Origin of the sequence: Nostoc sp. (assembly GCF_036917755.1) — a bacterium.
Taxonomy (GTDB): domain Bacteria; phylum Cyanobacteriota; class Cyanobacteriia; order Cyanobacteriales; family Nostocaceae; genus Nostoc.
In genome coordinates this window covers 1-24,966 of record NZ_JBALFC010000014.1, presented here as the reverse complement: position 1 = coordinate 24,966, position 24,966 = coordinate 1, and the positions used below count along the sequence as shown (strand labels likewise).

Sequence of the window (24,966 nt, the reverse complement as noted above, 5' to 3'; positions counted from 1 at the left end):
TTTTATCGAAACAGAATTCAGGAGTCAGAATTCAGAATGAATTTTGACCGAAAAGCGGATGAATAGACTCTTTTTAGCAGGGCTATTTCATTCTCATCTAGTCCGCCTCAGAATAAATTCTGAGTCTAATAGCGAAAGTCATCTAAAGACGACTAAGAAAAGGTTATAGGTTATAGTCAGTTTTAACGGACTTTAGCTATTAGCCCTGAACTTCAGTTCTGGGCGGTTTCTGTCTAGAATGAAATAGCCCTGCTCTTTTTAGACCCCCACCAAATCTACGATTTGGTGGTCTTCAATCAGTGGCCGGTCGGAATCCCCGACTGATGGTTACGTAGCTCTGCCGAAGTATTGATTCTGACTCCTGAATTCTGACTTCTGAATTCTGACTCCTGAATTCTTCTTCAAAAGTGGTTGTTTAGCTAAATTCTCTAAATCTACGGATTTAAGCAAATTCATCCACTCCACCGCTAAAGTTCGATCTTCAGGTTTGGCAAGACGCAATTCAGCCAGAGTAGTCAAAGCATCGTACCAAATGCCATTCTCAGCATAAAGCTTTACCCGTTGCTGAGGAGTTGCTTGCTTCGAGATATCTACTAATTTAGGATTTAGATTCACCCGTTGCACCCATCCTTCCACATACTCCTGCTCTGGAGGTTGTTGGGGATTGCAATTGATTTGAATCTTGAAAAACCAGTGATACATCTTGTTTACTTCCAATGGGGGAGTAGTTGCGTTTAAGCGAATACTAATAATTCCTGGCTCTTCTGGTTTTGTTAGATAAAGAGTTTGACTTAGTTTAGCTGACTCATCTTGGAGAACAAACTCAATGGAATGAATTGTAGATTTTTTATAGGGAACAAAAAACCAAAAAGTTGGATGTTTCTCGGTCGTCAAGCCCCAAACTGTAGTAACAGGAACTGCTTCTGTTTCTTCTCGCTTGAGTGTCTGTTTGTATACAGGTACAAGTGCAATGATCGACTGATTACTAACACCACAGCCACGACTTGCAGCACCGCCGCGATCGCCTGCTGCACCCCTGTCTGGAGGAGGTGGAGGCGAAAATCTAACGCGACTTGCAGCGGCTCCGCGATCGGTTGGTTCACCCCTGTCTGGAGGAGGTGGAGCAGGTGAATATGCCACAGGAATGGCAGCAGATGGTGTCATCCAAATCATTGGAGAAGAGCCGATAATTCCCAACCAAGCCATCCCGACGAATGCAGCGATTAATTGTATTTTTGTGCAATAGTTTTTCATAGAAAATTAGGAGTTACACAATTTGGGATTCTGGATTATGCAAAATTTATACAGCAATACTTTTCAATATTAATTTTTAAATTTTATGTTTAAGTAAGTTGTAACTATTAAAATATTACCTCCTAAAGCCAACATAGCAGGAATGAGGGGAACCCAACAACTATATGCAATAAAAAATATAAAACAGCTACCGTATAAACTTGTAAAAGCTATCCCTGCTGCCAAGCTTAAGTAAGTGAATCGGTGCAGATAAGCAGTAAGCAAACCGCCTACAAAAGACCAGCCCCAAATCCAAATTACTTCACTCCAAAGTGGCCAAGTCCACAACAGAGGTTTTCCGTCCAAAGCAGCACTGAGCAGTTGACTGACCATCTCGGCTTGTAAAAATACTCCTGGTATTGGCTGTAATTTCCCTTGAGGACTGGTGTAGGGAGTTAGCCAGTAATCACCAAAAGTTTCTGCTGTTGTGCCAATAATGACTATCCTGCCTTTGACTGCATTGGCATTTAGCTTACCCGTTAACACTTGTCCCAAAGTAATGTGTGGTGCGATCGCATCTGGGGAACCAGAGAAGCGATAATTTAACAAAATTTGGTGTCCAAAAGCGTCAATCCCTTGATAACCTCCGGCATGAGCTTCTATTGGTTTAAATCCCTGCTTCCCTAATTGCCACGCGCCATCAGGGGTAAATTGCAACTGAATTCCCTTGGTGTACAGGTAACGCAATGCAAGTTGAACACTCAGGGCATAGGAGGCAGTACAAGGAGATGAGGGTGAGGCAGTTAACGCTAACAGATGGCGACGCACGACATTATCTGAATCTACGGCAATATCGCTAAAACCTAGACCCTTTGGAGAAACTTCTGGTGGTGGTTTCACACCTGGTTTTCCGGCTTGGGAATCGCTGAGTTGACACACCCCCACAAAGCGATCGCTTTTTCGCATTCGTTCTGCCAATGCTGGATAATCCTTACCCACTGGATAATCTCGGTATATATCCAAACCAATAACTTGTGCTTGATATGTCTCTAATTTTTCTAAAAGTTGAGCAAGTGATTTGTCTGACAAGGAACCTTGAGGTTTTTCCTGTTTTTGCGCCTGCACATCTTCTTCAGTCACAGTGACAATCAATAGGCGTGAGTCTGGTTTCTCAGCAGGACGCAAGCGTAACATTTGGTCAAACGCACTTAATTCTAATGGTTGCATCACACCCAAATACCTTACCCCTGTTAATATTCCAGTCATTACCATGCTCGTCAGTAAGAGCAATGAAAAACCAAGCCGATTTGTGATTCTTTTAACAGCCGTGGTTTTAGACAAAGATGTGGGAAGATTGGGTGTATTTCTAAATAATTCCCCCCAATTCAACGGCATCTCTGCGGGATTTTGACAGATCACAGGCAACCATGTCGCGCAGGGAAATTGATTTTCTAGTCCCTGTAACCTTTCTCGTGCTTCCCTCACAGCTAAATACAACGAGTTTCCCCCCGCGAAGGCTTCCAAAAAATACTTTAAAAACTGCTGCGCCACCCGATCGGGTACAGGCTCTCGCATCACGATGATTTCGGGAATCTGCAAAGAAGCAAACTCCCGTGCCAATCCCAAGCCATCACAGGAATTGAAAATCGCCAGTTGTAGTCCTCGTTCCACTGCCTTTTTCAGGGCATACTTTAACTGGCTAATTGTGAGACTTTCAGTTTGATTGATGTAGATTTTTCCGATTTCATTCGTTTCCTGAGTAGAACTGTGTCCGGCAAAAAATAGAATCTGCCAATGCTGCTCCCATAGCTGCTCAGTCAGGTCTTGGCATTGTGGTTCAACTAAAAAAGTGATGTCTGTATTCGGTAACAAATTAAGTAGCGCCTGGTCTGCTTTGGTATCAATTCCTTGACTGTTACCCAAAATCGCTAAGATTTTTACTTTGTCGTATGTGGTTGCGGTTCGGTTGACTTGTTCGTAGGCGGGAGCGCTCAGGGCTATTTCCGCCTGGGGATAGCGTTCCAGCAAATCCCAAAGATGCCAGGGGAGTTTCTGTAATCGGAGGTCTTTAGTTTGTAAAAGCACACGGATATTATCCGCAAGCCTGAGTTTTTCCAACCATTTCTCGCGGATAGGACGAAAGGAATCGGCAGCAAGCCAAGTATTAAAACGTATTTTAAATTCCTCACTCACCTGCTGGCAGTCTTCTAGGCTGGCGGCTTGCTTAAGTTCCTTGGGTAAACCAATAGGACGAGATGGCAACCTTAAATTACGATAAATAGATTGCCAACGATAATAATCGCGGAGAATTTCTGGGTTGGGGGGAAGCGCACCCATAATTTCCACACTAGGGCGGACATTTTCATCGCCAATCTGTAGCGTCACCGGAAACCCTTGTTCAAAGTTTCCTTCTCCTAACTTTAAGATGACTAACTTGCCCACAGTGAGTTCTCCACAGATGATGAGTTGTATCTATTATCTCGGTTGCTAAAGTTCTTTTCCTTCTTCCTTTGCGCTCTTTGCGACGGCAGTCGCTCATGGGGGAGACCCCCAAGACCGCGCTGCCTCTCCTTTGCGGTTCGTTCCTTTACCCTTCAAACTTAGCTTGACAGACTACTAGAAAGTCCGATTAAAACCGCAAAATCTCTCGGTCATAATCTTCAGGTGCGGGTTCTATTTCCCAAACTAATCCCTCTCCTAGTTCCAAAATTACTTCCAAATACAACATATCTACAGGAGTTGTTGCTGCATCTTCATTATTCTCAAAAGCTTGTAAGTCTTCCGTTAGTAGCCGAAGCTTAAACCCAGCAGGAATTTGACCACTAGGAGTTGCACTTCGCAATTCAAAGCGCCAAACATATTCCTCAGAAGCGCTTTTTGGGAAAATACGTAACTCGTATGTATGCTCTGCAACTATTATTTGCCGAGACAAGCCTAAGAATGGTTCTGCACTCCGCATTCCTGTAGACACGACGAATTCTCTTTTTTCCCATCCCCACTGTTGAGCTAAATTGCCTACTCCTGTCTGCAACCATTGCGGAATTGACCACTGGATGAGTAAACCCTGACGCAGTTCATACAATTTTTTACGCCAACCGCTATGTGCCAGGAGCGCACCCCATAGTGAAAAGGGAACTGCCAAACGCGGGAATTTCACATTGGGATTACCCAACCTTTCTAAGAGGTTTTCTGCCTGGGTTTTGGCAATCGGAGTTAAAGGTGTAATCTCGGCGCGTAAGGCTTCTGGATCATTAAGTTGGCGTGTAACCCATAACACATTGATATCTGCAATTAAATCTTCAGTTTCCAAGCTGTAAGTACGATCGCCAGCATCATAAACCCCTTTTGTTTTCAGAATTTGATGGGTTGTGTAGCCAAAAATCTTCATCCAGCCATCATCGGGATTGACCTGTACTGCTATGTAGTAGTCAGCAACCCACTCTGGTATATCTACCCATTCTTGCGGTACGCGCAACTCATCGTCATCTATAGCGAGGGTGGGAATTAATACAAGGCGATCGCAATCAAAATTAATAGCTGTACCATTGACTACTTCCCAAAAACTCGGTAATGCCGCACTGTTGGGATAAACCCTGGCGGTGGGAGCAATTTCCTGTTTGAACCAAGGCAAAAATGCTTGCAAGCAAATTTGATTTATCCACCCACGTTGACAAGCACCAGCTGTTGAGTATGGTTGTTCTTGCTCCTCTGGAGATTGGGGAATTTCTAAATATAACTGCCGTGAGTCAATAATGAATGGGGGAGGTGCGTTAAACATAATTTTAGAATGGCTCCATATTAAAAATGAATGGGAAATAGGGATTTTTTCGCCCACCCTACTCTACGAGACGCTACGCGTAGCAAGATCCCGTTCGCCTCTGGAGTCCCGTAGGGAAGGGTACGGCAGAGCTACGGGCATCGCAAGGGGCGAGGCTTAAAACCAAGTTTTCTATCTCTAGTTTTCTCTTCTGTTCCCCACTCCCTACTCCCTACTCCCTACTCCCGCCCCGAAGGTATGGCTATATTGGACTTTGAGCCATTCCTCTAAGCTTGTGTTTATAGCATCTATTACGTCGGATTTATGAGAAATATGCAAGGTGTTTTGACTCCACTGCGTTAAAGTCAGCAGCAATGACTTTTTAATGCTGCTAAGGCGACGGGAAACAGTATATTGCTTAATTTCTAACTGTGCAGCAACTTCTGTTTGAGTCAGCTGCTGACCGTAGTAAGCTTGTAGTAGTTGTTGTGACTTTGCATCCATTGCAGCGATCGCTTGCTGCAAAACTTGGTTTAACTGAGCTTGCTGATTTCGTGCATTCGCAGCTTCTTCCTGCTCAATAATTTCCGTTAGTAAAGATGTTTGCAAATTTGCAGGCAATATCTCTAATAAATTACCATCATCTTCTTTGAGGGGAGCGTCTGCGGAAACAATCTTAGGATAGAGGAAGGTACGAGCAGCTTTAGCAGAAGATAATACCCAGCTTTCTATGGTTTGCTGGTTGACTGCGGCAGTGGGTGAACTCAATCGGCTTAAACGTTCTGTATTATAAAGATTAGTAATAGCCTCCCAAGTCAGAGCATCTGGTTTGGTAAGCTGGCGAATTTTTGTATTGTCACCTGTGTAGAGTTCCTTAAAGCATTCCCAGGCTAAAAGATAACTCTCGATGCTTTGAGCGTTAAATCCGGCATTTTGTAATGACTGCACTAGTCGTTTGCGGCTGAGTTTATGTAATAATGCCCAGTCTGAGCAAATGTTTGCTTCCCGACGTAAGCGGAGTACATCCTTGAGAATCGATTCAAAAGCTAATTCTGCATAGGCTTTTAAATGTGAACTGTATTGAGGATTGAAAGTTTTGAGGATTTTGTTAATATGAGCGATCGCCATCTGAAAACAGTCTGCTAGAGACGATTGTGTGGCAAAGTTGAGGGCGAATTTTCTTGCAGTCCAATAGCACACCTCTTGTAAATAAGCAGAAAGATGTGCGATCGCCACAGTACTAGATTCATTATGCCAAACTTTATACCAGTAAACAGCCCAAAAGGTATCTGATTTCTCAGTTGACGACTCCTCCAGGCAAACTTTCATACTGCGTCGCAGTTTGGCATCTTTTGCCCAACCACTAAATTGGTCTGCCTCAAATTGCACAAATGTAGAAAAGATTTCAACAATGCCCTGTCGGGGTTGCATGGAATATTTGCCGTTGTTTGAAGATAGCTAATCTCAATTATACAGCGATACAGCCAAAAGCTAATTCCTTACTGCATAAGGATTTTACAGATTTTTCCCAACTTTTCTATTCTCAATGCATAAAAACTAAAAGTAATCGTAAAGAGTGATATGCAAAGAAGTTCATTTAGTAAGTATCACAAAAAAGATGGATCCTTTACTACCAAACGTACAGCTGGATACAGGTACTATCAGTTTTAATAATGGAGTTCCAGTAGGAGGCTATGCTCACCTGAGTTTGTTTCCAGATGGAAGTTATAGCTTTACAGGTCATTTCCATGATAGTGGCGCTACTAGCTATAATACATCACTTGTTTTTGCACTTAAAGATGACTTAGATGGTTCAGTTTTTACGTTCTCGCATACGGGGCGAACTCATGGCACTTTTGAGGCTGGTTCTAGAAATGATGATTGGGGTGTATCCGGTACTAATCCAGCGCTAGCTGCTGCTTGGGGCGGAATATCGAGTAACTACAATTGGTCTTGGAATGCTGGGGCAAATCTCGATTTAACGAGTATATTTGATGGAGCAATTAAGGCAGTAGGTTTCGCTGGAGCGGTAATTGCTATTGTTTGATATATATAGCAATCCTAAATCATTCGTGAGAAAGAAAATCGCTGAAATACTTATAGATACGAACTTTCTGGCTACGTATTTTCTCACGTTTCAATTGCGATTGCTATAGCTGTTTTTCAGGACTTACGCAACTGTCATTAGTGACTAAGCTTTTGGGCGATCCATATTTTTCAAATTGGTAGAACTTTCCAGAAATAGCCCAATACTCACAAGTCTAGGTTTAACAAACTAAATATCATCTCTAGTCGGGGAGAAAACCCCGACTTCTTTTTTTCCCTTACCATTCGTCTTGAAAATGAAATACCAAATAGTTCTACAACACAGTGAAAAAGACTGTGTGCAGCGTTCCTAGCAACCATTGCCAAACACCACGGACGCACCTTTACCCTCAAATTGTACAAAGGTAGAAAGATTTCAACAATGCCCTGTCGGGGTTGCATGGAATATTTGCCGTTGTTTGAACCATAGCTGCTCTCAATTATACAGCCATACAGCCAAAAGCTAATTCTTTGCTGCGTAAGGATTTTACAGATTTTTCAAAAATTTTTCTGATCCAAGTGCATAAAAACTAAAAGCCGTCGTAAAAAGTGATATGCAGAGAGATTCACCAAGTAAGCACTACAAAAAATGTGCAAATAAGGTGAATTAAAATTTATCCACTTCTCTCTGTTTGGTGACTTTTTAATTGAAATTAAAACTTAATTACAGAGTCATTGAGCCAACTTTGATTTTGAACCTCGAAGTAACAAATCTATCTGGAAAAATTCCTTCAGGAAATTCCAGTCAATTACAATCAAGGAGAAAAACAATGTCAAATATCGACAATATCACTTCTAACAATTCTGTTGTTGCTCAAGAACAACTGTTCACCGAATTAACTCTCGATGAAGGAGCAATGATTGAGGGAGGACAGTTTACAGTTTTAATTAGAGATGTCGGTCCAGCTAAGGCCAGCGTGCCTCCCCAAGGAGGTTTCCATGCTCTGGCCCTTACAGCCAACCCGACAGATCTTCAAATAACAAATGGCACTAACTACAATTTGTCCTATGACTTAGCCTTTGATGCTTCTAATGCTGGCAGTAATCTTTCCATTGCACCAGGGCAAGTTTCAGATTTTCTAGGTCGAGATCCAATAGCTACAGCAAGTTGGGATCTTGATCTACTGACGCCAGGGGTACAAAATAGGACTCAGGATCTAGCACCAGGAAGGAGATATGAATTTTACGAAGTCTAACTGAACTGGTTGTCTGACATCCTAAAGAGTCCCTACTCAGTCAGACCTAATAGTAAAGAGTGGGGTGAATCGCAGATCGGTGCGTCTTGAGGGACTGCCAAGCGATCGCTCTTACCAACTACTTTTTACTTTTGACTACACCCCCAAGCAGTCAAACGTCTGAATGGAAAAACTAAACACTGAATACAGTCGGGTCACAAGACCCGATTGTATTTTCTCGCCAATCATCACACCAGAAGATGAAATACCAGATAGTCCTCCAACACAGTGAAGAAGACTGCGGGGCAGCGTCCCTAGCAACCATTGCCAAACACCACGGACGCACCTTTACCCTCAAATTGCACAAAGGTAGAAAAGATTTCAACAATGCCCTGTCGGGGTTGCATGGAATATTTGCCGTTGTTTGAACCATAGCTGCTCTCAATTATACAGCCAAAAGCTAAATCCTTACTGCATAAGGATTTTACAGATTTTTCAAAATTTTTCTGATCCAAGTGCATAAAAACTAAAAGCCGTCGTAAAGAGTGATATGCAGAGAGATTCACCTACTAAGTACTAAAAAAAGGTGCAAACAAGGTGAATTAAACTTTATCGAGTTATCTCTGTATGGGGCATTTAATTAGTGCCTAATTGGTGAATTTTACTTGGAATTAAAACTTAATTCCAGAGTGATTGAGCCAACTTTGATTTTGAACCTCGAAGTAACAAATCTATCTGGAAAAATTCCTTCAGGAAATTCCAGTCAATTACAATCAAGGAGAAAAACAATGTCAAATATCGACAATATCACTTCTAACAATTCTGTTGTTGGTCAAGAACAACTGTTCACCGAATTAACTCTCGAAGAAGGAGCAGTGATCGAAGGTGGTCTTACCTACGATCTCAGTAATAAATTGACTACTCCCGTCAACTACAATATTGACGGAGTAAGTGACGTTTTGAACCCTGGCGGTGATAAGCTATATACTTCCTCTACACCACCAATTGTTAACTTCGACTCACAGATTGGATCTGGCTATGTTCCAGTTAGCCAAACACTAGTTCCAGATCCAGGAAAAAATGTTTTTGATGTTGCTCCCGGCAATACTTTAGTCTTAACTCAATCTAGTATTTTTGGTGGTCCTCCGGTTGGAAATGATCAGGGAGCTTTCCTCGCAGGCAAAGTGTAATGACATTTTACTGCCTCAGCCAAGCAGTGAAAGGTCGAATATGACAAGCTAAATGCTCAATCAAGTCGGGTCAAATGACCCGACTGTATTTTTTCACTCAGTATTAATTAATTGCACCTGAAAATGAAATACCAAATAGTCCTTCAACACAGTGAAGAAGACTGTGGTGCAGCAAGTCTAGCCACCATTGCCAAACACTACGGACGCACATTTACCCTCAAATTGCACAAAGGTAGAAAAGATTTCAACAATGCCATGTCGGGGTTGCATGGAATACTTGCCGTTGTTTGAAGATAGCTGATTTCGATTATACAGCGATACAGCCAAAAGCTAATTCCTTGCTGTATAAGGATTTTACAGATTTTTCAAAAATTTTTCTGATCCAAGTGCATAAAAACTAAAAGCCGTCGTAAAGAGTGATATGCAGAGAGATTCACCTACTAAGTACTAAAAAAGGTGCAAACAAGGTGAATTAAACTTTATCGAGTTATCTCTGTATGGGGCATTTAATTAGTGCCTAATTGGTGACTTTTACTTGGAATTAAAACTTAATTCCAGAGTCATTGAGCCAACTTTGATTTTGAACCTCGAAGTAACAAGTTTATCTGGTAAAAATTTATTTACATAACTTCCAGTCAATTACAATCAAGGAGAAAAAGAATGTCAAATATCGACAAGATCACTTCTACTTCTAACTATTCTGTTGTTGATCAAGAACAACTGTTCACCGAATTAACTCTCGAAGAAGGAGCCGTGATCGAAGGTGGTTTTACCTACGATCTCAGCAATAATTCGGGTATTGGCATCAACTACAATATTAACGGAAAAAGTGCCTTTTTGAAGCCTGGTGATCAAAAGCAATATTTTTACTGTACAGCACCAACTGTTAGCTTCGACTCACAGATTGGACCTGGCTATGTTCTAGTTTTCCAACAACTAGTTTCAGATCCAGGACAAAATGTTTTTGATGTTGTAAATGGCAATACTTTAGTCTTAACTCAATCTAGTATTTTTGGTGGTCCTCCGGTTTCACCTCCGGCTTCAATTGATCGGATTGTCCACCCCCTATTCTAAGCGCAATGACTTTTTACTGCCTCAGCCAAGCAGTCAAAAGTCGAATATGACAAGCTAAATGCTCAATCAAGTCGGGTCAAATGACCAGACTGTATTTTTTCACTCAGTATTAATTAATTGCACCTGAAAATGAAATACCAAATAGTCCTTCAACACAGTGAAGAAGACTGTGGTGCAGCAAGTCTAGCCACCATTGCCAAACACTACGGGCGCACATTTACCCTCAACCGTGTCCGGGAAGCCGTAGGCACTGGTTCCAGAGGAACATCCTTGCTGGGATTGAAGCGAGGAGCGGAAGTACTAGGATTCAATGCTCGCCAAGTTAAAGCCACTCCCCAACTAATCGACCAATTACACCAAATATCCCTACCAGTCATTATTCACTGGAAGGGCTACCACTGGGTAGTTTTATACGGGCAAAAAGGTAAGAAATATGTCATCGCTGACCCTGGTATTGGTATCCGTTATCTTACCCGCCAGGAGTTAGTTGCAGGTTGGGGTAATGGCGTGATGTTACTGCTAACTCCTGATGAAAGCCGCTTTTATCAACAAGAGTCAGATAAAATTGGCGGTCTTGGGCGTTATATGCAACGGGTTTGGCCCTATCGCTTTATTCTCGCTCAAGCGATCGCGATTAACATCGCTATTGGACTGCTTTCTTTAGCATCTCCCTTCATGATGCAACTGCTCACCGATGATGTGTTAGTACGAGGTGATACCCAACTACTAACTACTGTGGCAATTGGCGTTATTACCATGAACTTAATTAGAAGCGCCATTAGTTTAGTACAATCTCATCTCATCGGTCACTTTGGTCAAAAATTGCAATTAGGACTAATCCTCGAATACGGACGCAAACTCTTACATTTACCCCTCTCCTACTTTGAAGGACGACGCAGTGGGGAAGTTGTCAGCCGCATTTCTGATGTTAAGTCCATCAATAACTTAGTTTCCCAAATTGTCCTCGGATTACCCAGTCAATTTTTTATCGCTGTAATTTCCTTGGGCATTATGCTCTTTTACAGTTGGGAACTAACTCTAGCTTCCATAGTTGCATTTATTATTGTCACGGCTGTTAACTTGCTTTTCTTACCAGCAATGCGCCAGAAAACCCGCAATATGATTGTTTCTGGTACAGAAAACCAAGGCTTTTTGGTGGAAACATTTCGCGGTGTCCAAGTATTAAAAACTACCCAAGCCACTCCCCAAGCTTGGGAAGAATACCAAGGGAATTATGGTCGTCTTGCCAACTTGGGCTGGAGTGTGATGAAACTGGGACTTTACAGCAGTACAATTACTGGCGTTCTTTCCACTTTCATTAGTATTGGCATCCTCTGGATGGGTAGCTATTTAGTCATTAATCGCACCTTAACAATCGGTCAATTGATGGCATATAACGGCATGAGTGGCAATTTTCTGGGCTTCCTAAGTGCTGCGATCGGCTTAGTAGATCAGTTTATCACTGCTCAGATAGTCATTCAACGGATGACAGAAGTTATTGATGCTACCCCAGAAGACGAAAATGATTTTAAAAAGCCTTGGGCACAAATTCCTGGTAATGCAGATATTACTTGCACTGAACTTAACTTTCATCACGCAGGTAGAGTTGACCTACTAGAAGATTTTTCCTTAACTATTCCTGGCGGTCAAGTCATTGCTTTAATTGGTAAATCTGGCTGTGGTAAAAGTACCCTGGCGAAATTGATTACTGGTTTATATAAACTTCAGTCTGGCAATATTCGTTATGGTTTCTATAATCAGCAAGACCTGTCTTTAGAATGTTTGCGACAACAGGTAGTATTAGTTCCTCAAGAACCCCACTTCTGGAGTCGTTCTATTATTGATAACTTCCACTTTAGCTATCCTCACATCAGTTTTGAAGAAATTGTCAGAGCTTGTCAAATTGCTGGTGCAGATGAATTTATTAGCAAACTACCCGATAAATATCAAACTGTCTTAGGAGAATTTGGTGCAAATCTTTCCGGTGGACAACGCCAAAGATTAGCGATCGCCAGAGCAATAGTTACTGAGCCACCGATCTTAATTTTAGATGAATCCACGGGCGCACTCGACCCTGTAAGCGAAAGACAAGTACTAGATAGACTTTTATCCCATCGTCATAATAAAACGACCATTCTGATTAGTCACCGTCCCAAGGTCATACAAAGAGCAGATTTAATTGTACTTTTAGAACAAGGACGCTTAAAAATCCAAGGGACACCAGAAGAATTGCGGAAATTACCTGGTGAACATTTAGACTTCCTAGATGATATTTTCCCCTCTCAGGATGCGTTAGCGCTGACATATTCACCCGCTCACCGTAACGGCAAGTCTGCGATAATTCGTAATTCGTAATTTTCTTGATTCTGATTTATGACTCCTGAATTCTTCTTCAATCATATTACATCATGGTTAGCAATACAGATTTTCTACCCCCAATTCAAACTAATGAATTTCTTCCACCAATTAATCGTTGGACAACCTTTGGCGGAATGTTTATTCTCTGCGTTCTAGGACTAGCTGTTCCAATCGCTGCTGTTACTAAATATAAAGTCACCGTCCAAGGACAGGCGGTTGTGCGTCCGGCGGGTGAATTGCGAATTGTGCAAGCGGCGATTGAAGGTCAAGTAATGCACATTTATGTCAAAGAAAATCAAGTTATCAAAAAAGGAGATGCGATCGCAACTATCGACGACTCCCGTCTGCAAACCAAAAATAGCCAATTGCAAACTAGTATTCAACAATCTAAGTTACAACTAGTGCAAATCAATGCCCAGATTAATGCCCTCAACAGCCAGATTCGAGCCGAAACTGACCGCGTAAACCGGATTATTACTGGCGCCCAAGCCGAATTGAGCGGTCGCCGTCGGGAATATCGAGATAAAAATCTTACCACTGTTTCCGAAGTGCAAGAAGCTGATGCCAACGTCAGAATTGCTGAATCAGAATTGCAGGCTGGGAAAGCACAGTTAAAAACAGCACAAGCGAATCTTCACGCTACTGAAGCTGCTTTGGGTGCAGCCCAGTCAAAACAGAACCGATATGAGAGTGCAGCTGCCCTTGGGGCGCTATCTAAGGATCAATTGGAAGAAGCACAATTAGCTGCAAAACAGCAAGAGCAAGCGGTAAAGGCGCAAGAAGCAGCAGTGGAGGCGCAAACAGAAACAATTCAACGGTTACAACAAGCTATATCTGCTGCCATTGCGAGAAGACAACGCACCCAAGCATCCGTAAATCCAAGTAATGCAGAAGTAACTGTTGCTACTGAGCGCATCGCTCAAGAAAAAGCTGGAGGAGAAAGCAATAAGGCGACTTCAGAAAAGGAACGTCAAGCCCTAATTAAGCAACGGATTGAAATTGAGAAGCAGCTAGAGCGTGATACTAGCGAACTCAAACAAGGGAAAATAGATTTAGCTCAAACCGCGATCGCAGCTACCGCCGATGGGATAATATCTCAACTAAATTTGCGAAACCCAGGTCAAACTGTGCGTGCTGGCGAAGAAGTGGTGCAAATTGTCCCCACTGATGCGCCTCAAGTTTTGAAAGCATTAGTGGCATCTGAAAATCAAAGTAAGTTAAAAATTGGTCAAAAAGTTCAAATGCGGGTGAGCGCTTGTCCTTACCCAGATTATGGTACTCTTAATGGAAAAGTGCAGGCGATTTCTCCAGATGCGATCGCTCCCCAAAAGAATAATAGCAATTCATCTACTGACACATCTGTTAGTCGGCAAGCACCAACGGCTGGTGCTTTCTATGAAGTGACTATTGAACCGGAAACTCTGGTTTTAGGCAAAGGTAAAAACCAGTGTCACATTCAATTGGGCATGGAGGGTAGGGTTGATATTATTTCCCGTGAAGAAACGGTGCTGCAATTCTTTCTCCGTAAGGCGAGGTTGATGAGTGATTTGTAACTTTTTCTTTTGGGAAGCATTACCTAATGTAAAGTTTTAGAAACTTTACTATCATCTAGTTAAAATATCTGCTGAAATTAATTGTAGAAAAATTTATCAATATAGCGTATAGCGTTTCCTAATCACATGAAGTCCATCATAGTCCCCTCTCGAAGAGCGGGGAGGGGGTTGGGGGTGGGGTTCTTGTATCTCATTCAAGCGAGAAACGCTACAGCGGTTCTCGTTTGTATTAAATACACTCTGACCTCTCTCCTAAAAGGAGAGAGGCTTTGAATCTTACTCCCCTTCCCTTGTAGGGAAGGGGCTGGGGGTTAGGTCTGTATTGAACTCAACCCGAAGCGCTATAGATTGATTGCATATTCACAGGTAGGAAATGAGCAAGTGAGGCTGATTCTGATATGGCAATCTGTGGATATAGGAATTGGCGCTCAGATTTCTTAGGAGTTGTTAGCATTATTGGAGTGCTTACTCATGTCATATTTGGTTCCGAAAATCACGCCTTAGCCCAGATTATCCCTGATGGAACTTTGGGTAATAACTCTTCAAGAATCACTCCTAATGTCAATATTAAAGGTAGTGCTGGTGACCGGATTGATGGCGGAGCAATTCGCGGTGCAAACCTGTTCCAGAGTTTCCAGGAATTCAATGTGGGGGAGTTGCAGCGTGTTTATTTTGCCAATCCCACAGGAATCTCCAATATTCTCACACGAGTGACGGGGAGCAATGTCTCGAATATTCTCGGCACTTTGGGGGTAGATGGTGGTGCAAATTTGTTTTTTCTCAATCCCAATGGCATCATTTTTGGACAGAATGCGCGTTTGGATGTGAGCGGTTCCTTTATAGCGACTACGGCGAACTCATTTGTGTTTGGTAATGGGTTGGAATTTAGTGCAACTAATCCTCAGACTCCTTCTGCATTACTAACAGTTAATCCTTCGGCGTTGTTTTTTAATCAAATAGAGGCTGGTAGCATTGAAAACAGGTCAATTGCACCAGCAGGAATAGACCCAACAGGTTTCCCATTAATTGGTTTAGGAGTACCTGATGGTAAAAGTTTGCTGCTAGTGGGCGGTAATGTCAGCATGGATGGCGGCCAGTTAAATACTTATGGTGGGAGAGTTGAATTAGGGGGGTTAGCAGCACCGGGAAATGTCAATCTTCTTTTTAATAATAGGGATAATCTCAGTTTGAAATTTCCTCTTAATGTGACTCGTGCTGATATATCGCTTACCAATCAAGCGGCTGTATTTGTGACTGGGGCTGGTAGCGGTGATATTGCAATTAATGCCCGTAATTTAGAGATATTAGGAGGAAGTATCCTTTCTGCTGGTATTGGGCAAGGTTTGGGTACACCTGAAAGTGTTGCTGAGGATATTACACTTAATGCTACCGGGGAAATCAAAATTGCAGGTTCTGGGAGCATAATTCGCAATTTAGTGCGCTTGGGATCAAAAGGCAATGGAGGTAACATAACCATCGATTCTGGTGACTTCTCATTACAAGATGGCGCTGAACTTCAAACATCAACTTATGGACAGGGGAATGCGGGGAATGTGACAGTGAGTGCAAAAAATGCTGTTTCCCTTGCAGGTAACGCTTACATCCTCAGCACAGTGGAAGCAGGAGGTGTAGGTAAGGGTGGCAATATCGACATCAATGCAGCAAACATGTCACTCACTGATGGCGCTGAACTGGAAACCATTACTAGTGGTGCATCTGATACCCAACCAGCAGGAAGAGGGGATGCAGGTAATGTCAATGTGAAAGTTACAGGTGCTGTTGATATTGCTGGGGAGAAAAACGATTTTCCCAGTGGGATTTTCAGCAGTGTGGAAACGGGAGCAGTTGGGAATGGGGGTAACATTACCATCGATTCTGGTGACTTATCATTACGAGATGGCGCTTTACTTGAAGCCTCAACTTTGGGACAGGGGAATGCGGGGAATGTGACAGTGAGTGCAAAAAATGCTGTTTCCCTTGCAGATGCTTACATCTTAAGTACGGTAGAAGCAGGAGGCGTGGGTAAGGGTGGCAATCTCGACATCAATACAGCAAACCTGTCACTCACTGATAGCGCTCAACTGCGAACTGCTACTGATGCTGCATCTGATACCCAACCAGCAGGAAGAGGGGATGCAGGCAATGTCAATGTGAAAGTCACAGGTGTGGTTGATATTGCTGGGGAGAAAAACGGTTTTCTCAGTGGGATTTTAAGCTATGTGGACACGGGAACAGTTGGCAATGGGGGTAACATTTTTATCGATTCTGGTGACTTATCATTACAAGATGGCGCTCAACTTGAAGCCTCAACTTTGGGACAGGGGAATGCGGGGAATGTGACAGTGAGTGCAAAAAATGCTGTTTCCCTTGCAGATGCTGGCATCTTAAGTACGGTGGAAGCAGGAGGTGTGGGTAAGGGTGGCAATATCGACATCAATGCAGCAACCCTGTCACTCACTGATAGCGCTCAACTGGAAACCTTTATTCGTCGTGCATCTGCTACCCAACCAGCAGGAAGAGGGGATGCGGGGAATGTGAATGTGAAAGTCACAGGTGCTGTTGATATTGCTGGGGAGAAAAACAATTTTCCCAGTGGGATTCGCAGCAATGTGGAGACGGGGACTGTTGGGAATGGGGGTAACATTTTTATCGATTCTGGTGACTTCTCATTACAAGATGACGCTCAACTTGCTGCATCGGCTTCTGGACAGGGGAATGCGGGGAATGTGACAGTGAGTGCAAAAAATGCTGTTTCCCTTGCAGGTAACGCTGGCATCCTCAGCACCCTGGATGCAGGAGGCGTAGGTAAAGGTGGCAATATCGACATCAATGCTACTTCTCTGTCAATCACTGATGGCGCTCAACTGCTAACCATTACTCGTGGAGCATCTGCTACCCAGCCAGCAGGAAGAGGGGATGCGGGGAATGTGAATGTGAACGTTACAGGTGCTGTTGATATTGCTGGGGAGAAAAACGGTTTTCTCAGTGGGATTTTCAGTGCCGTAGCCACAGGAGCAGTTGGGAATGGGGGTAACATTTTTATCGATTCTGGTGACTTCTCATTACAAGATGACGCTCAACTTGAAGCCTCAACTTATGGACAGGGGAATGCGGGGAATGTGACAGTGAGTGCAAAAGATGCTGTTTCCCTTGCAGGTAACGCTGACATTTTAAGTGCGGTAGAAGCAGGAGGCGTGGGTAAAGGTGGCAATATCGACATCAATGCTACTTCCCTGTCACTTACTGATGGCGCTCAACTTCTTGCCTCAACTTTAGGACAGGGGAATGCGGGGAATATTGGCATCAATGCAAAAGATGCAGTAACTGTTTCTGGAACTAATCAAGAAACAGGATTTTCTAGTGGTTTATTCACATCTACTGATTCTACTTCCACTGGCATTGGTGGTGATATCACCGTAAACACCAATATATTTCGCGTATCAGACGGCGCTTTACTAAATGCAGATTCCGCAAATAATCAAAAAGGTGGCGATATTACGGTAAATGCAAATATCTTTGAAGCACTCAACGGCGGACAACTCACTACCACTACCTCAAGCAATGGAGGTGCAGGTAAAATAACTGTCAACGCTGATGATAAAGTAATAATTAGTGGTATTGACCCTAGTTACAATAACAGAAGTACTAACTTTCCTGACAACGTGGTAAATATCGGTGCTAACAGTGGCTTATTTGTCAGTTCTACTGGTTCAGGAATCACAGGCGATATCGAAGTCAACTCACCCCAAATTACCTTAGATAACCAAGGCAAACTCAACGCTGAATCTGCATCCGGTAACGGTGGTAATATCAACGCCAACAGCGACTTACTCTTACTCCGTCATGGCGCTCAAATTTCCACCAACGCAGGTACAGCCGAAAAAGGTGGCGATGGCGGTAGCATCCATATCAACTCAAAATTTATCGTTGCAGTTCCCAACGAAAACAGCGATATCAGCGCTAACGCCTTCACAGGGATTGGTGGTAAAGTTGACATTACATCAGACGGGCTTTTCGGTATTGTTCCGCAAAAAAGTCCAACCGGAAAGAGCGACATTACAGCGAGTTCCGAATTGGGAATAAATGGTACAGTAACCATTAACACCCCTGATGTAGACCCAAGTCGTGGCTTAATTCAACTACACTCTAACGTCGTGGATGCATCCCAACAAATCGCCCAAGGTTGCACACCCAGAAGAGGACAAAACGCCAGTCGTTTTATTGCTACAGGACGCGGTGGATTACCCCAAAGTCCTAACGAGCCTCTGCGGGGACGAGCTGTGATTACAGGTTGGGTAGATTTACCCCCACAAGCAACAGAAAGAGTAACCGATAAATTAGCTGTGGAAATTACAGATAAAAAACCTATTGTATCTATTACCAAATCTACTAATCAGATTGTGGAAGCTCAAGGATGGATTGTCGATGCTAACGGTGATATTATCCTTGTGGCTCAATCTGGGCAAAGTTCTTCTATTCTCTCTGCCATATCCTGTAGTCAATAATTTGTTACCCAAAGAGTAGGGGGAGGAATTTCTATGAAACCGAAGAGTCATAAAAACAATCAGTGGCAACGAGGGTAGGGCTGATATTATTTACCATGAAGAAACGCTGCTGCAATTCTTTCTCTATAAGGCAAGGTTGATTACTGATTAGTAACTTCTTCTTTTGGGAAGTATTACTTAACGTTAAGTTTTAAAAATTTCACTCTCTTCTAGTCAAAATATCTGCTGAAATTAATGGCATAAATAAAAATTTATCAATAGATTGATTGCATATTCACAGGTAGGAAATGAGCAAGCGAGGCTGGTTCTGATATCGCAATCTGTGAAGATAGGAATTGGCGCTCAGGTTTATTAGAAGTTTTTAGTATTATTGGAGTGCTTGCTCATGTCATATTTGGTTCTGACACTCATGCCTTAGCCCAGATTACCCCTGATGGAACATTGGGCGATCGCTCTTCAAAAATCACTCCCAATGTCAATATTAAAGGTAGTGTTGGCGATCGCATTGATGGCGGAGCAATTCGCGGTGCAAACCTGTTCCATAGTTTCCAGGAATTCAATGTGGGAGAGTTGCAGCGCATTTACTTTGCCAATCCCACGGGAATCTCCAATATTCTCACACGGGTGACGGGAAGTAACGTCTCCAATATTCTCGGCACTTTGGGGGTGAATGGTGGCGCAAATTTGTTTTTTATCAATCCCAATGGCATCATTTTTGGGAAGAATGCGCGGTTGGATGTGGCGGGTTCATTTGTCGCTAGTACAGCGAATTCATTTGTGTTTGGCAATGGGTTGCAATTTAGTGCAACTAATCTGTTAACGTACTTTTTTCGCTCTAATATTCTCCTAACTTCAGAGCCACTTAAGTTGATTCCTGTTGGATTGGGATCCACGACTGAATTGTTGCACCACCAAATTTTCTTGTTTTGTGGGGGTGCAAAAACGCCGATTATTCATCCGCTTTATTTTGCTTTCATGACTAAGAATAATCTAGTAACTATTTTATCTTGATAGCTACGCTTTTTATTTAATTTTTCTCCCTACCTAAATTTCAATTGATGATGTATCAAAAAAAATGTCTTACATGACCTCATGTAAGACATTTTTTATTGCTTGTGATAAATCCGGGTGAGGAGGGCAAACAGCCGTTCCCCCCTACGATAGAATGATGTTGTGTGGTAATTTTTATTCTGGAAATCACCTAAAATCGTAGATGCGAAAACAACATGATTTTCGACCCTTTTTTATGGTGGGCTGTACTTAGTGCCATTCTACTCAACCTTTTTGAACTCGGTGTTCAAACTCCTCACGGGTTTCTTCAACTATAGCCAGAGAAGATGCATAGATATCTTCATGTTCCTGTTTCAACCAGTTTAAAAGACGAGCCATCTGGGCATTTCTTAAATCTAGGTCGGTCTGAAAAATAATTGAAGTTGCCATCACTTGAGCATATTGAAGTGGATGACCTTGATTTACTAAACTAGCAATTAAGCCTGCTAATGCTTCCTGCCGTATTCGATCAGAAGTAGCTTCTATAGACATGATTTTTGTTCCTAGATAATTCTTGAGAATATCCTATGTTATTTACCAAAGGTTTTAGTAACTGTAATATCACGTAATTTGAAAAGGATGGATAAAAATAGCAGTGTATTTACTTAATAAATTATTTTAAAGTATAGTAAAACATCAAAAAAATATATTTATTTAAATATTTAAAAGTCTAGCAAAAATAAAAAAAATACATTAAATATTACAAAATAAACAGAATCTGATATTAAAGCTTACATTTTTATTTAAGTCCTATATAAAATAAGCATAAGTTCAACATTAAAGCTATCAATTGCTTTTGACTACTTGTTTTTCTGAGATTTTTATACAGATAAACTCTTTACATTTATGAAAACATATGTTTAATTTGATTCAGTAGAGAGCAAAGGCAAATGCCTAGCTAAATACTAAAAACTAACAATGAGTTAAGGTCTAAAATCATGGCAGTCGAAAAAACTAATTCTTCTTCAAGTTTGGCAGAAGTTATTGACCGTATCTTAGATAAAGGTATCGTTATAGATGCTTGGGTACGTGTTTCCCTAGTTGGTATTGAATTACTTGCAATCGAAGCTCGGATTGTTATTGCTTCTGTTGAAACCTACTTGAAATATGCAGAAGCTGTAGGCTTAACACAGTCAGCTGCTGTACCTGCTGTATCTGCTTAATTATTAAGTAGATGCAATCAAATTAGAATTACAACCTAAATAATTCTGATTTGCATTCTGTTTTTTGTCGATTATCTTGATACTTGTCAATCAAGATTTATCAAATGATAAAATCCCAAGAGCAGCTATTATTTAAGCTACATTATCTGGATATTAATTGTCCAGATAATGTAGTTTATTCACGATTTGAATAATATTGCGGAGAATCTCATGACGGCTTTAATGGAAAAAATCCGGCAAGAGCATAAGTCGATAGTTGAGGAAGTATCTCAACTATTTAAAGAGACTCATAAATTTTTGTCCGCTACAACAGCAGACAGACAAGAGAAAGCCAAAAAGCAAGCGCAAGAGCTGCATCAGTTTCACCAAAACCTGGAGCAAACAACCGAGGAATTTCTAGCCGAAACCGCTAAAGAAAGGTTTGCTCAAGCTAAAGTACAAGCAAAGTTTTTGGATGAGTTCTATCAAGAACTTGAGCAAACAACCCACGAGTTTTTAGCAGAAACAGCAAAGGACAGAACTGAGCAAGCCAAAGCACAAAGACAATATCTGCATCAATTTCGTCAAGATTTGTTTGCGAGCATTTTTGGCACATTTAGTCGTCAGTCAACACTCTGACCAAGGGAGTTAATACCCTTTCTCTAAATTACAGTTCATTCTTCTGTGTTCCTGGCCGTACATCCGTAGATTTATTTTAGAGAATTGGTAATCTGTTGGCAATAGCCGAACGTAGTAAAAATATAACCTTCAGCAGGATCAGATATTTTTGGTTCGCTTCCCGAAAATAGACCAAAATGCCTTGTCCAATTCAACCAATGCTTAACATTGCAAAGAATTTCTAAGATACTACGCTCCGGCATCAAAGCACGAATTTTTGATTCTAATTCTTCGACTTCATTCGTTTGGGCTAGGGATGGGATTCTTTTAAGTACAGGTTCTCCGTCTTTATTGATAGTGAATTGTTTATCAACCGCACAAATCTCATCTACAATGTCAGCTACCTGCGCTAATTTATCTTGTAGGTGTTTTTAACAAAGTCATCTGGGTTAGCAGGAAATTCAAGTAAGCGACAGTATTCCTCTGGTAGGGTCGAGGTGAGCATTACTGCTCAACCCCTCCCATTCGGAACCGTGCTTGCGCCTTTCAACGCACACGGCTACTCAATGTATGTCACTATATTTAGGATATTTTCTTCAAGTTTAATATCAGAAGCTTTCGGATTTTCTTCAAACCAAATCTCTACAGGTAGTCTGCTCATTAAATCAATAACTGTACTCATCTTTCCTGCTAATTGTCCTCTTTGAGCCGATTCTAGGCTTTGTAATTTCCTAAACAATGCTTCTAATGTTGAGCCGTCTACTATCCAAATCTTCTCAAATTTTGATAAAGTAAACTGAATGCTTTCTGGCAACGGTCGTTTATTTCTACTATGCGAATCGCTATTCTTAAACTAAGCAATAAATCTTTAAATACTTTTTCAAAAACTGCGGATGGAAATGTCAAAAATCGTTGTGATACCGCTTGTTGACTAACTTTTGTGGGATTACACCACAAAAAACCGTCTCTTGCTAACATTCATGTCAGTTCTCTGACTCCTGCTACATCTCGCCACAGTAGGGTTAACACCGCAGCTATCATCAATGGTAAATTCAGTATCCGTTCTCTGAGTCCTAGTTTGCCGTAGTAATTTTCTTGATTTGTAATGGCTGGTGTCAGTAATCTTTCCAGTTGCTCGGCAATTACTTCATCTTCCACCATTGGTCGTTGTTTCTTTTTCGCGTGGTCTCGATTGGTTTTTCGGCTCTGAGTCATGGCTAGTCACAATCGCTCAATCACTTATCTATGCTGAGTTTTACACGATTTTTGACCAGTGCAAATACCACCCTTGACAATTTCCCCTTTTCCTTAACTTGTCACCAATGGTAGGTTTTGGTGCATAGTCATTTGAGATCCCCCTTAGTCCCCCTTTTTAAGGGGGAAGTGGCCGGTAGCCCCAATAGCCAGTCATTGCTCCCAGCAATATGAGCAATAATACTAACCATAATTCATGTCTTCGTCCCCGGATGTGCCTATCGTCTGGGACTTGCTGTAATTGTTCGACGAGATTCAGACTTGTTAGTTATCCATTTTTCTCCACTCTCTACAAATCATTATTATTTTTCTCTCGTTGTATGAAACCACCCTGCCTTTTTAAGGGAGATTGGGGGGATCGACTCAAAACCTACGCAGTATTGATTAGTCGCTGTAATGTCTTCAACTTTTGAGTCAAATTCTTCGTCTTCAAGGGGGGGGTTAACCAGTAACGACTCTGGTGTGGTTTAAGTTCTGCCTCCTCTAATAATCTTCCAACATGACGGACAGATATCCTTTCAATAATCCCTTGTTATCAGGAGCTTGCCGTAACGCAATGCGGATTTAAGACCCCCGCCACTTTTTGGTGGATTTAAATCAGGTGGGGTTTGAATCCCCATCTGATTTCTCCCCTTGTCTCTTTCCTGACTTTTCACGGGAAGTCCTCAAGCCCCGAAAAAACGTGACTTTTTCCACAGGCTAATTCTCAATAGCTTTAAGTTAATGAAAATAGCTAACAAAAAAATCAGGGCTTGGAAAACCCTAAAAATGGCCTTTTCCACATACCATAAAAAGTCAGGTTTCTTTCTTCAACGAACAGATACTGATTTTTGTCGCAAGATAATTCTTAAAAACATCCTAACTTAATTTTTCAAGATTTTAGTAACTGTAATATCACGTAGTTTTAGAAAAAAGGTGGAAAAATTACAGTGTATTTGCTTACTAAATTATTTGTCCAATCTAAATCAGCATATTAAGTAAAAATAATTTTAAAAAATTACAAATTTTAAAAAATACGTTAAAGATTACAAAACAAACAGAATTAAACATTAAAACTTACATTTCAATTGAAATTTTATATTAAATCAACATGAATTAAACATTAAATCTCTCAATTGTTGTTGATTGACTATCTTTTTGGATTTTTTATACAGATAAACTCTTTACATTTATGAAAACATATGTTTAATTTGATTCAGTAGAGAGCAAAGGCAAATGCCTAGCTAAATACTAAAAACTAACAATGAGTTAAGGTCTAAAATCATGGCAGTCGAAAAAACTAATTCTTCTTCAAGTTTGGCAGAAGTTATTGACCGTATCTTAGATAAAGGTATCGTTATAGATGCTTGGGTACGTGTTTCCCTAGTTGGTATTGAATTACTTGCAATCGAAGCTCGGATTGTTATTGCTTCTGTTGAAACCTACTTGAAATATGCAGAAGCTGTAGGCTTAACACAGTCAGCTGCTGTACCTGCTGTATCTGCTTAATTATTAAGTAGATGCAATCAAATTAGAATTACAACCTAAATAATTCTGATTTGCATTCTGTTTTTTGTCGATTATCTTGATACTTGTCAATCAAGATTTATCAAATGATAAAATCCCAAGAGCAGCTATTGTTTAAACTATATTATCTGGATATTAATTGTCCAGTTAATGTAGTTTATTCACGATTTGAATAATATTGCGGAGAATCTCATGACGGCTTTAATGGAAAAAATCCGGCAAGAGCATAAGTCGATAGCTGAGGAAGTATCCCAACTATTTAGAGAGACTCATGAATTCTTGTCTGCTACAACAGCAAACAGAGAAGAGCAAGCCAAAAAGCAAGCCCAATATCTGCATCAGTTCCACCAAAACCTACAGCAAACAAACCGCGAGTTTCTCACAGAAACTAATAAAGAAAGGCTTGCTCAAGCTCAAGCTCTCCACCAAGAACTTGAGCAAACAAACCGCGAGTTTCTCACAGAAG

Annotated in this window: 18 protein-coding genes and 2 pseudogenes; 14 read left to right on the top strand and 6 right to left on the bottom strand. The window is 41.4% G+C overall.

From position 1 onward, the window contains the following. Positions 1-327 precede the first annotated feature (327 nt). From V7L05_RS04945 to V7L05_RS04930, 4 genes are all read right to left on the bottom strand, one after another. A complete protein-coding gene (locus tag V7L05_RS04945) occupies positions 328-1,254 on the bottom strand; it encodes a DUF928 domain-containing protein (protein ID WP_335162338.1) in 927 nt (308 codons plus the stop codon). 69 nt (positions 1,255-1,323) lie between these two features. Then, a complete protein-coding gene (locus tag V7L05_RS04940; protein WP_335162336.1) occupies positions 1,324-3,675 on the bottom strand; it encodes a CHASE2 domain-containing protein in 2,352 nt (783 codons plus the stop codon). Between the two features lie 187 nt (positions 3,676-3,862). After that, entirely contained in the window at positions 3,863-5,011 is a 1,149-nt protein-coding gene (locus V7L05_RS04935) for a DUF1822 family protein (protein ID WP_335162334.1), read from the bottom strand. A gap of 204 nt (positions 5,012-5,215) precedes the next feature. Next, complete coding sequence (locus tag V7L05_RS04930; protein ID WP_335162332.1) at positions 5,216-6,421, bottom strand: sigma-70 family RNA polymerase sigma factor; 1,206 nt, start codon at positions 6,419-6,421, stop codon at positions 5,216-5,218. Between the two features lie 187 nt (positions 6,422-6,608). Between V7L05_RS04930 and V7L05_RS04925 the strand changes: the two genes are divergently transcribed. The 10 genes and pseudogenes from V7L05_RS04925 (at position 6,609) to V7L05_RS04880 (ending at position 19,941) form a co-directional block, all read left to right on the top strand. Then, positions 6,609-7,037: a hypothetical protein gene (locus tag V7L05_RS04925; RefSeq protein WP_335162330.1), complete on the top strand. Its 429-nt coding sequence runs from the start codon at positions 6,609-6,611 to the stop codon at positions 7,035-7,037. An 808-nt stretch (positions 7,038-7,845) separates the two neighbouring features. Then, the gene (locus tag V7L05_RS04920; protein ID WP_335162328.1) at positions 7,846-8,271 is read left to right on the top strand and encodes a hypothetical protein; all 426 of its coding nucleotides are present in this window, start codon (positions 7,846-7,848) and stop codon (positions 8,269-8,271) included. A gap of 239 nt (positions 8,272-8,510) precedes the next feature. Then, the gene (locus V7L05_RS04915; protein ID WP_335162326.1) at positions 8,511-8,678 is read left to right on the top strand and encodes a cysteine peptidase family C39 domain-containing protein; all 168 of its coding nucleotides are present in this window, start codon (positions 8,511-8,513) and stop codon (positions 8,676-8,678) included. Between the two features lie 360 nt (positions 8,679-9,038). Then, the gene (locus tag V7L05_RS04910) at positions 9,039-9,440 is read left to right on the top strand and encodes a hypothetical protein (RefSeq protein ID WP_335162324.1); all 402 of its coding nucleotides are present in this window, start codon (positions 9,039-9,041) and stop codon (positions 9,438-9,440) included. Positions 9,441-9,563: 123 nt separating this feature from the next. Continuing rightward, positions 9,564-9,662: pseudogene (locus tag V7L05_RS34605) on the top strand (cysteine peptidase family C39 domain-containing protein); the annotation flags it as partial. Between the two features lie 438 nt (positions 9,663-10,100). After that, complete coding sequence (locus tag V7L05_RS04900; RefSeq protein ID WP_335162320.1) at positions 10,101-10,514, top strand: hypothetical protein; 414 nt, start codon at positions 10,101-10,103, stop codon at positions 10,512-10,514. Positions 10,515-10,643: 129 nt separating this feature from the next. Further along, entirely contained in the window at positions 10,644-12,869 is a 2,226-nt protein-coding gene (locus tag V7L05_RS04895; RefSeq protein ID WP_335162318.1) for a peptidase domain-containing ABC transporter, read from the top strand. 53 nt (positions 12,870-12,922) lie between these two features. Beyond that, positions 12,923-14,425: an HlyD family efflux transporter periplasmic adaptor subunit gene (locus V7L05_RS04890; RefSeq protein WP_335162316.1), complete on the top strand. Its 1,503-nt coding sequence runs from the start codon at positions 12,923-12,925 to the stop codon at positions 14,423-14,425. A gap of 398 nt (positions 14,426-14,823) precedes the next feature. Continuing rightward, positions 14,824-18,930, top strand: coding sequence for a two-partner secretion domain-containing protein (locus tag V7L05_RS04885; protein ID WP_335162314.1), 4,107 nt, complete (start codon positions 14,824-14,826; stop codon positions 18,928-18,930). 375 nt (positions 18,931-19,305) lie between these two features. Further along, a complete protein-coding gene (locus V7L05_RS04880; protein ID WP_442937041.1) occupies positions 19,306-19,941 on the top strand; it encodes a filamentous hemagglutinin N-terminal domain-containing protein in 636 nt (211 codons plus the stop codon). A gap of 264 nt (positions 19,942-20,205) precedes the next feature. Here the strand turns inward: V7L05_RS04880 and V7L05_RS04875 are convergent, their stop codons facing one another. Continuing rightward, a complete protein-coding gene (locus V7L05_RS04875; RefSeq protein ID WP_335162312.1) occupies positions 20,206-20,472 on the bottom strand; it encodes a hypothetical protein in 267 nt (88 codons plus the stop codon). 446 nt (positions 20,473-20,918) lie between these two features. Between V7L05_RS04875 and gvpA (V7L05_RS04870) the strand changes: the two genes are divergently transcribed. After that, entirely contained in the window at positions 20,919-21,143 is a 225-nt protein-coding gene (gene gvpA, locus V7L05_RS04870) for a gas vesicle structural protein GvpA (RefSeq protein WP_334789054.1), read from the top strand. A 186-nt stretch (positions 21,144-21,329) separates the two neighbouring features. Next, on the top strand, positions 21,330-21,761 hold the full coding sequence (gene gvpC, locus V7L05_RS04865; RefSeq protein WP_335162310.1) for a gas vesicle protein GvpC: 432 nt from the start codon (positions 21,330-21,332) through the stop codon (positions 21,759-21,761). Between the two features lie 550 nt (positions 21,762-22,311). On the opposite strand, the pseudogene V7L05_RS04860 reads toward gvpC (V7L05_RS04865), so the two are convergent. Then, positions 22,312-22,901, bottom strand: a pseudogene (locus V7L05_RS04860) (IS4 family transposase); the annotation flags it as partial. Between the two features lie 1,356 nt (positions 22,902-24,257). Between V7L05_RS04860 and gvpA (V7L05_RS04855) the strand changes: the two are divergent. After that, complete coding sequence (gvpA, locus tag V7L05_RS04855) at positions 24,258-24,482, top strand: gas vesicle structural protein GvpA (protein ID WP_334789054.1); 225 nt, start codon at positions 24,258-24,260, stop codon at positions 24,480-24,482. Positions 24,483-24,692: 210 nt separating this feature from the next. Beyond that, on the top strand, positions 24,693-24,966 hold a 274-nt coding region (gene gvpC, locus V7L05_RS04850), incomplete at its 3' end, for a gas vesicle protein GvpC (protein WP_335162307.1).

What these genes read in the sequence shown, in the direction of transcription:
- gvpA (WP_334789054.1), top strand. Translation starts at nt 20,919, where the DNA reads ATGGCAGTCGAAAAAACTAATTCTTCTTCAAGTTTGGCAGAAGTTATT.
- V7L05_RS04895 (WP_335162318.1), top strand. Translation starts at nt 10,644, where the DNA reads ATGAAATACCAAATAGTCCTTCAACACAGTGAAGAAGACTGTGGTGCA.
- V7L05_RS04935 (WP_335162334.1), bottom strand. Translation starts at nt 5,011, where the DNA reads ATGTTTAACGCACCTCCCCCATTCATTATTGACTCACGGCAGTTATAT.
- V7L05_RS04910 (WP_335162324.1), top strand. Translation starts at nt 9,039, where the DNA reads ATGTCAAATATCGACAATATCACTTCTAACAATTCTGTTGTTGGTCAA.
- V7L05_RS04890 (WP_335162316.1), top strand. Translation starts at nt 12,923, where the DNA reads ATGGTTAGCAATACAGATTTTCTACCCCCAATTCAAACTAATGAATTT.
- V7L05_RS04945 (WP_335162338.1), bottom strand. Translation starts at nt 1,254, where the DNA reads ATGAAAAACTATTGCACAAAAATACAATTAATCGCTGCATTCGTCGGG.
- V7L05_RS04925 (WP_335162330.1), top strand. Translation starts at nt 6,609, where the DNA reads ATGGATCCTTTACTACCAAACGTACAGCTGGATACAGGTACTATCAGT.
- V7L05_RS04915 (WP_335162326.1), top strand. Translation starts at nt 8,511, where the DNA reads ATGAAATACCAGATAGTCCTCCAACACAGTGAAGAAGACTGCGGGGCA.
- V7L05_RS04900 (WP_335162320.1), top strand. Translation starts at nt 10,101, where the DNA reads ATGTCAAATATCGACAAGATCACTTCTACTTCTAACTATTCTGTTGTT.
- V7L05_RS04875 (WP_335162312.1), bottom strand. Translation starts at nt 20,472, where the DNA reads ATGTCTATAGAAGCTACTTCTGATCGAATACGGCAGGAAGCATTAGCA.
- V7L05_RS04920 (WP_335162328.1), top strand. Translation starts at nt 7,846, where the DNA reads ATGTCAAATATCGACAATATCACTTCTAACAATTCTGTTGTTGCTCAA.
- V7L05_RS04885 (WP_335162314.1), top strand. Translation starts at nt 14,824, where the DNA reads ATGGCAATCTGTGGATATAGGAATTGGCGCTCAGATTTCTTAGGAGTT.
- V7L05_RS04930 (WP_335162332.1), bottom strand. Translation starts at nt 6,421, where the DNA reads ATGCAACCCCGACAGGGCATTGTTGAAATCTTTTCTACATTTGTGCAA.
- gvpA (WP_334789054.1), top strand. Translation starts at nt 24,258, where the DNA reads ATGGCAGTCGAAAAAACTAATTCTTCTTCAAGTTTGGCAGAAGTTATT.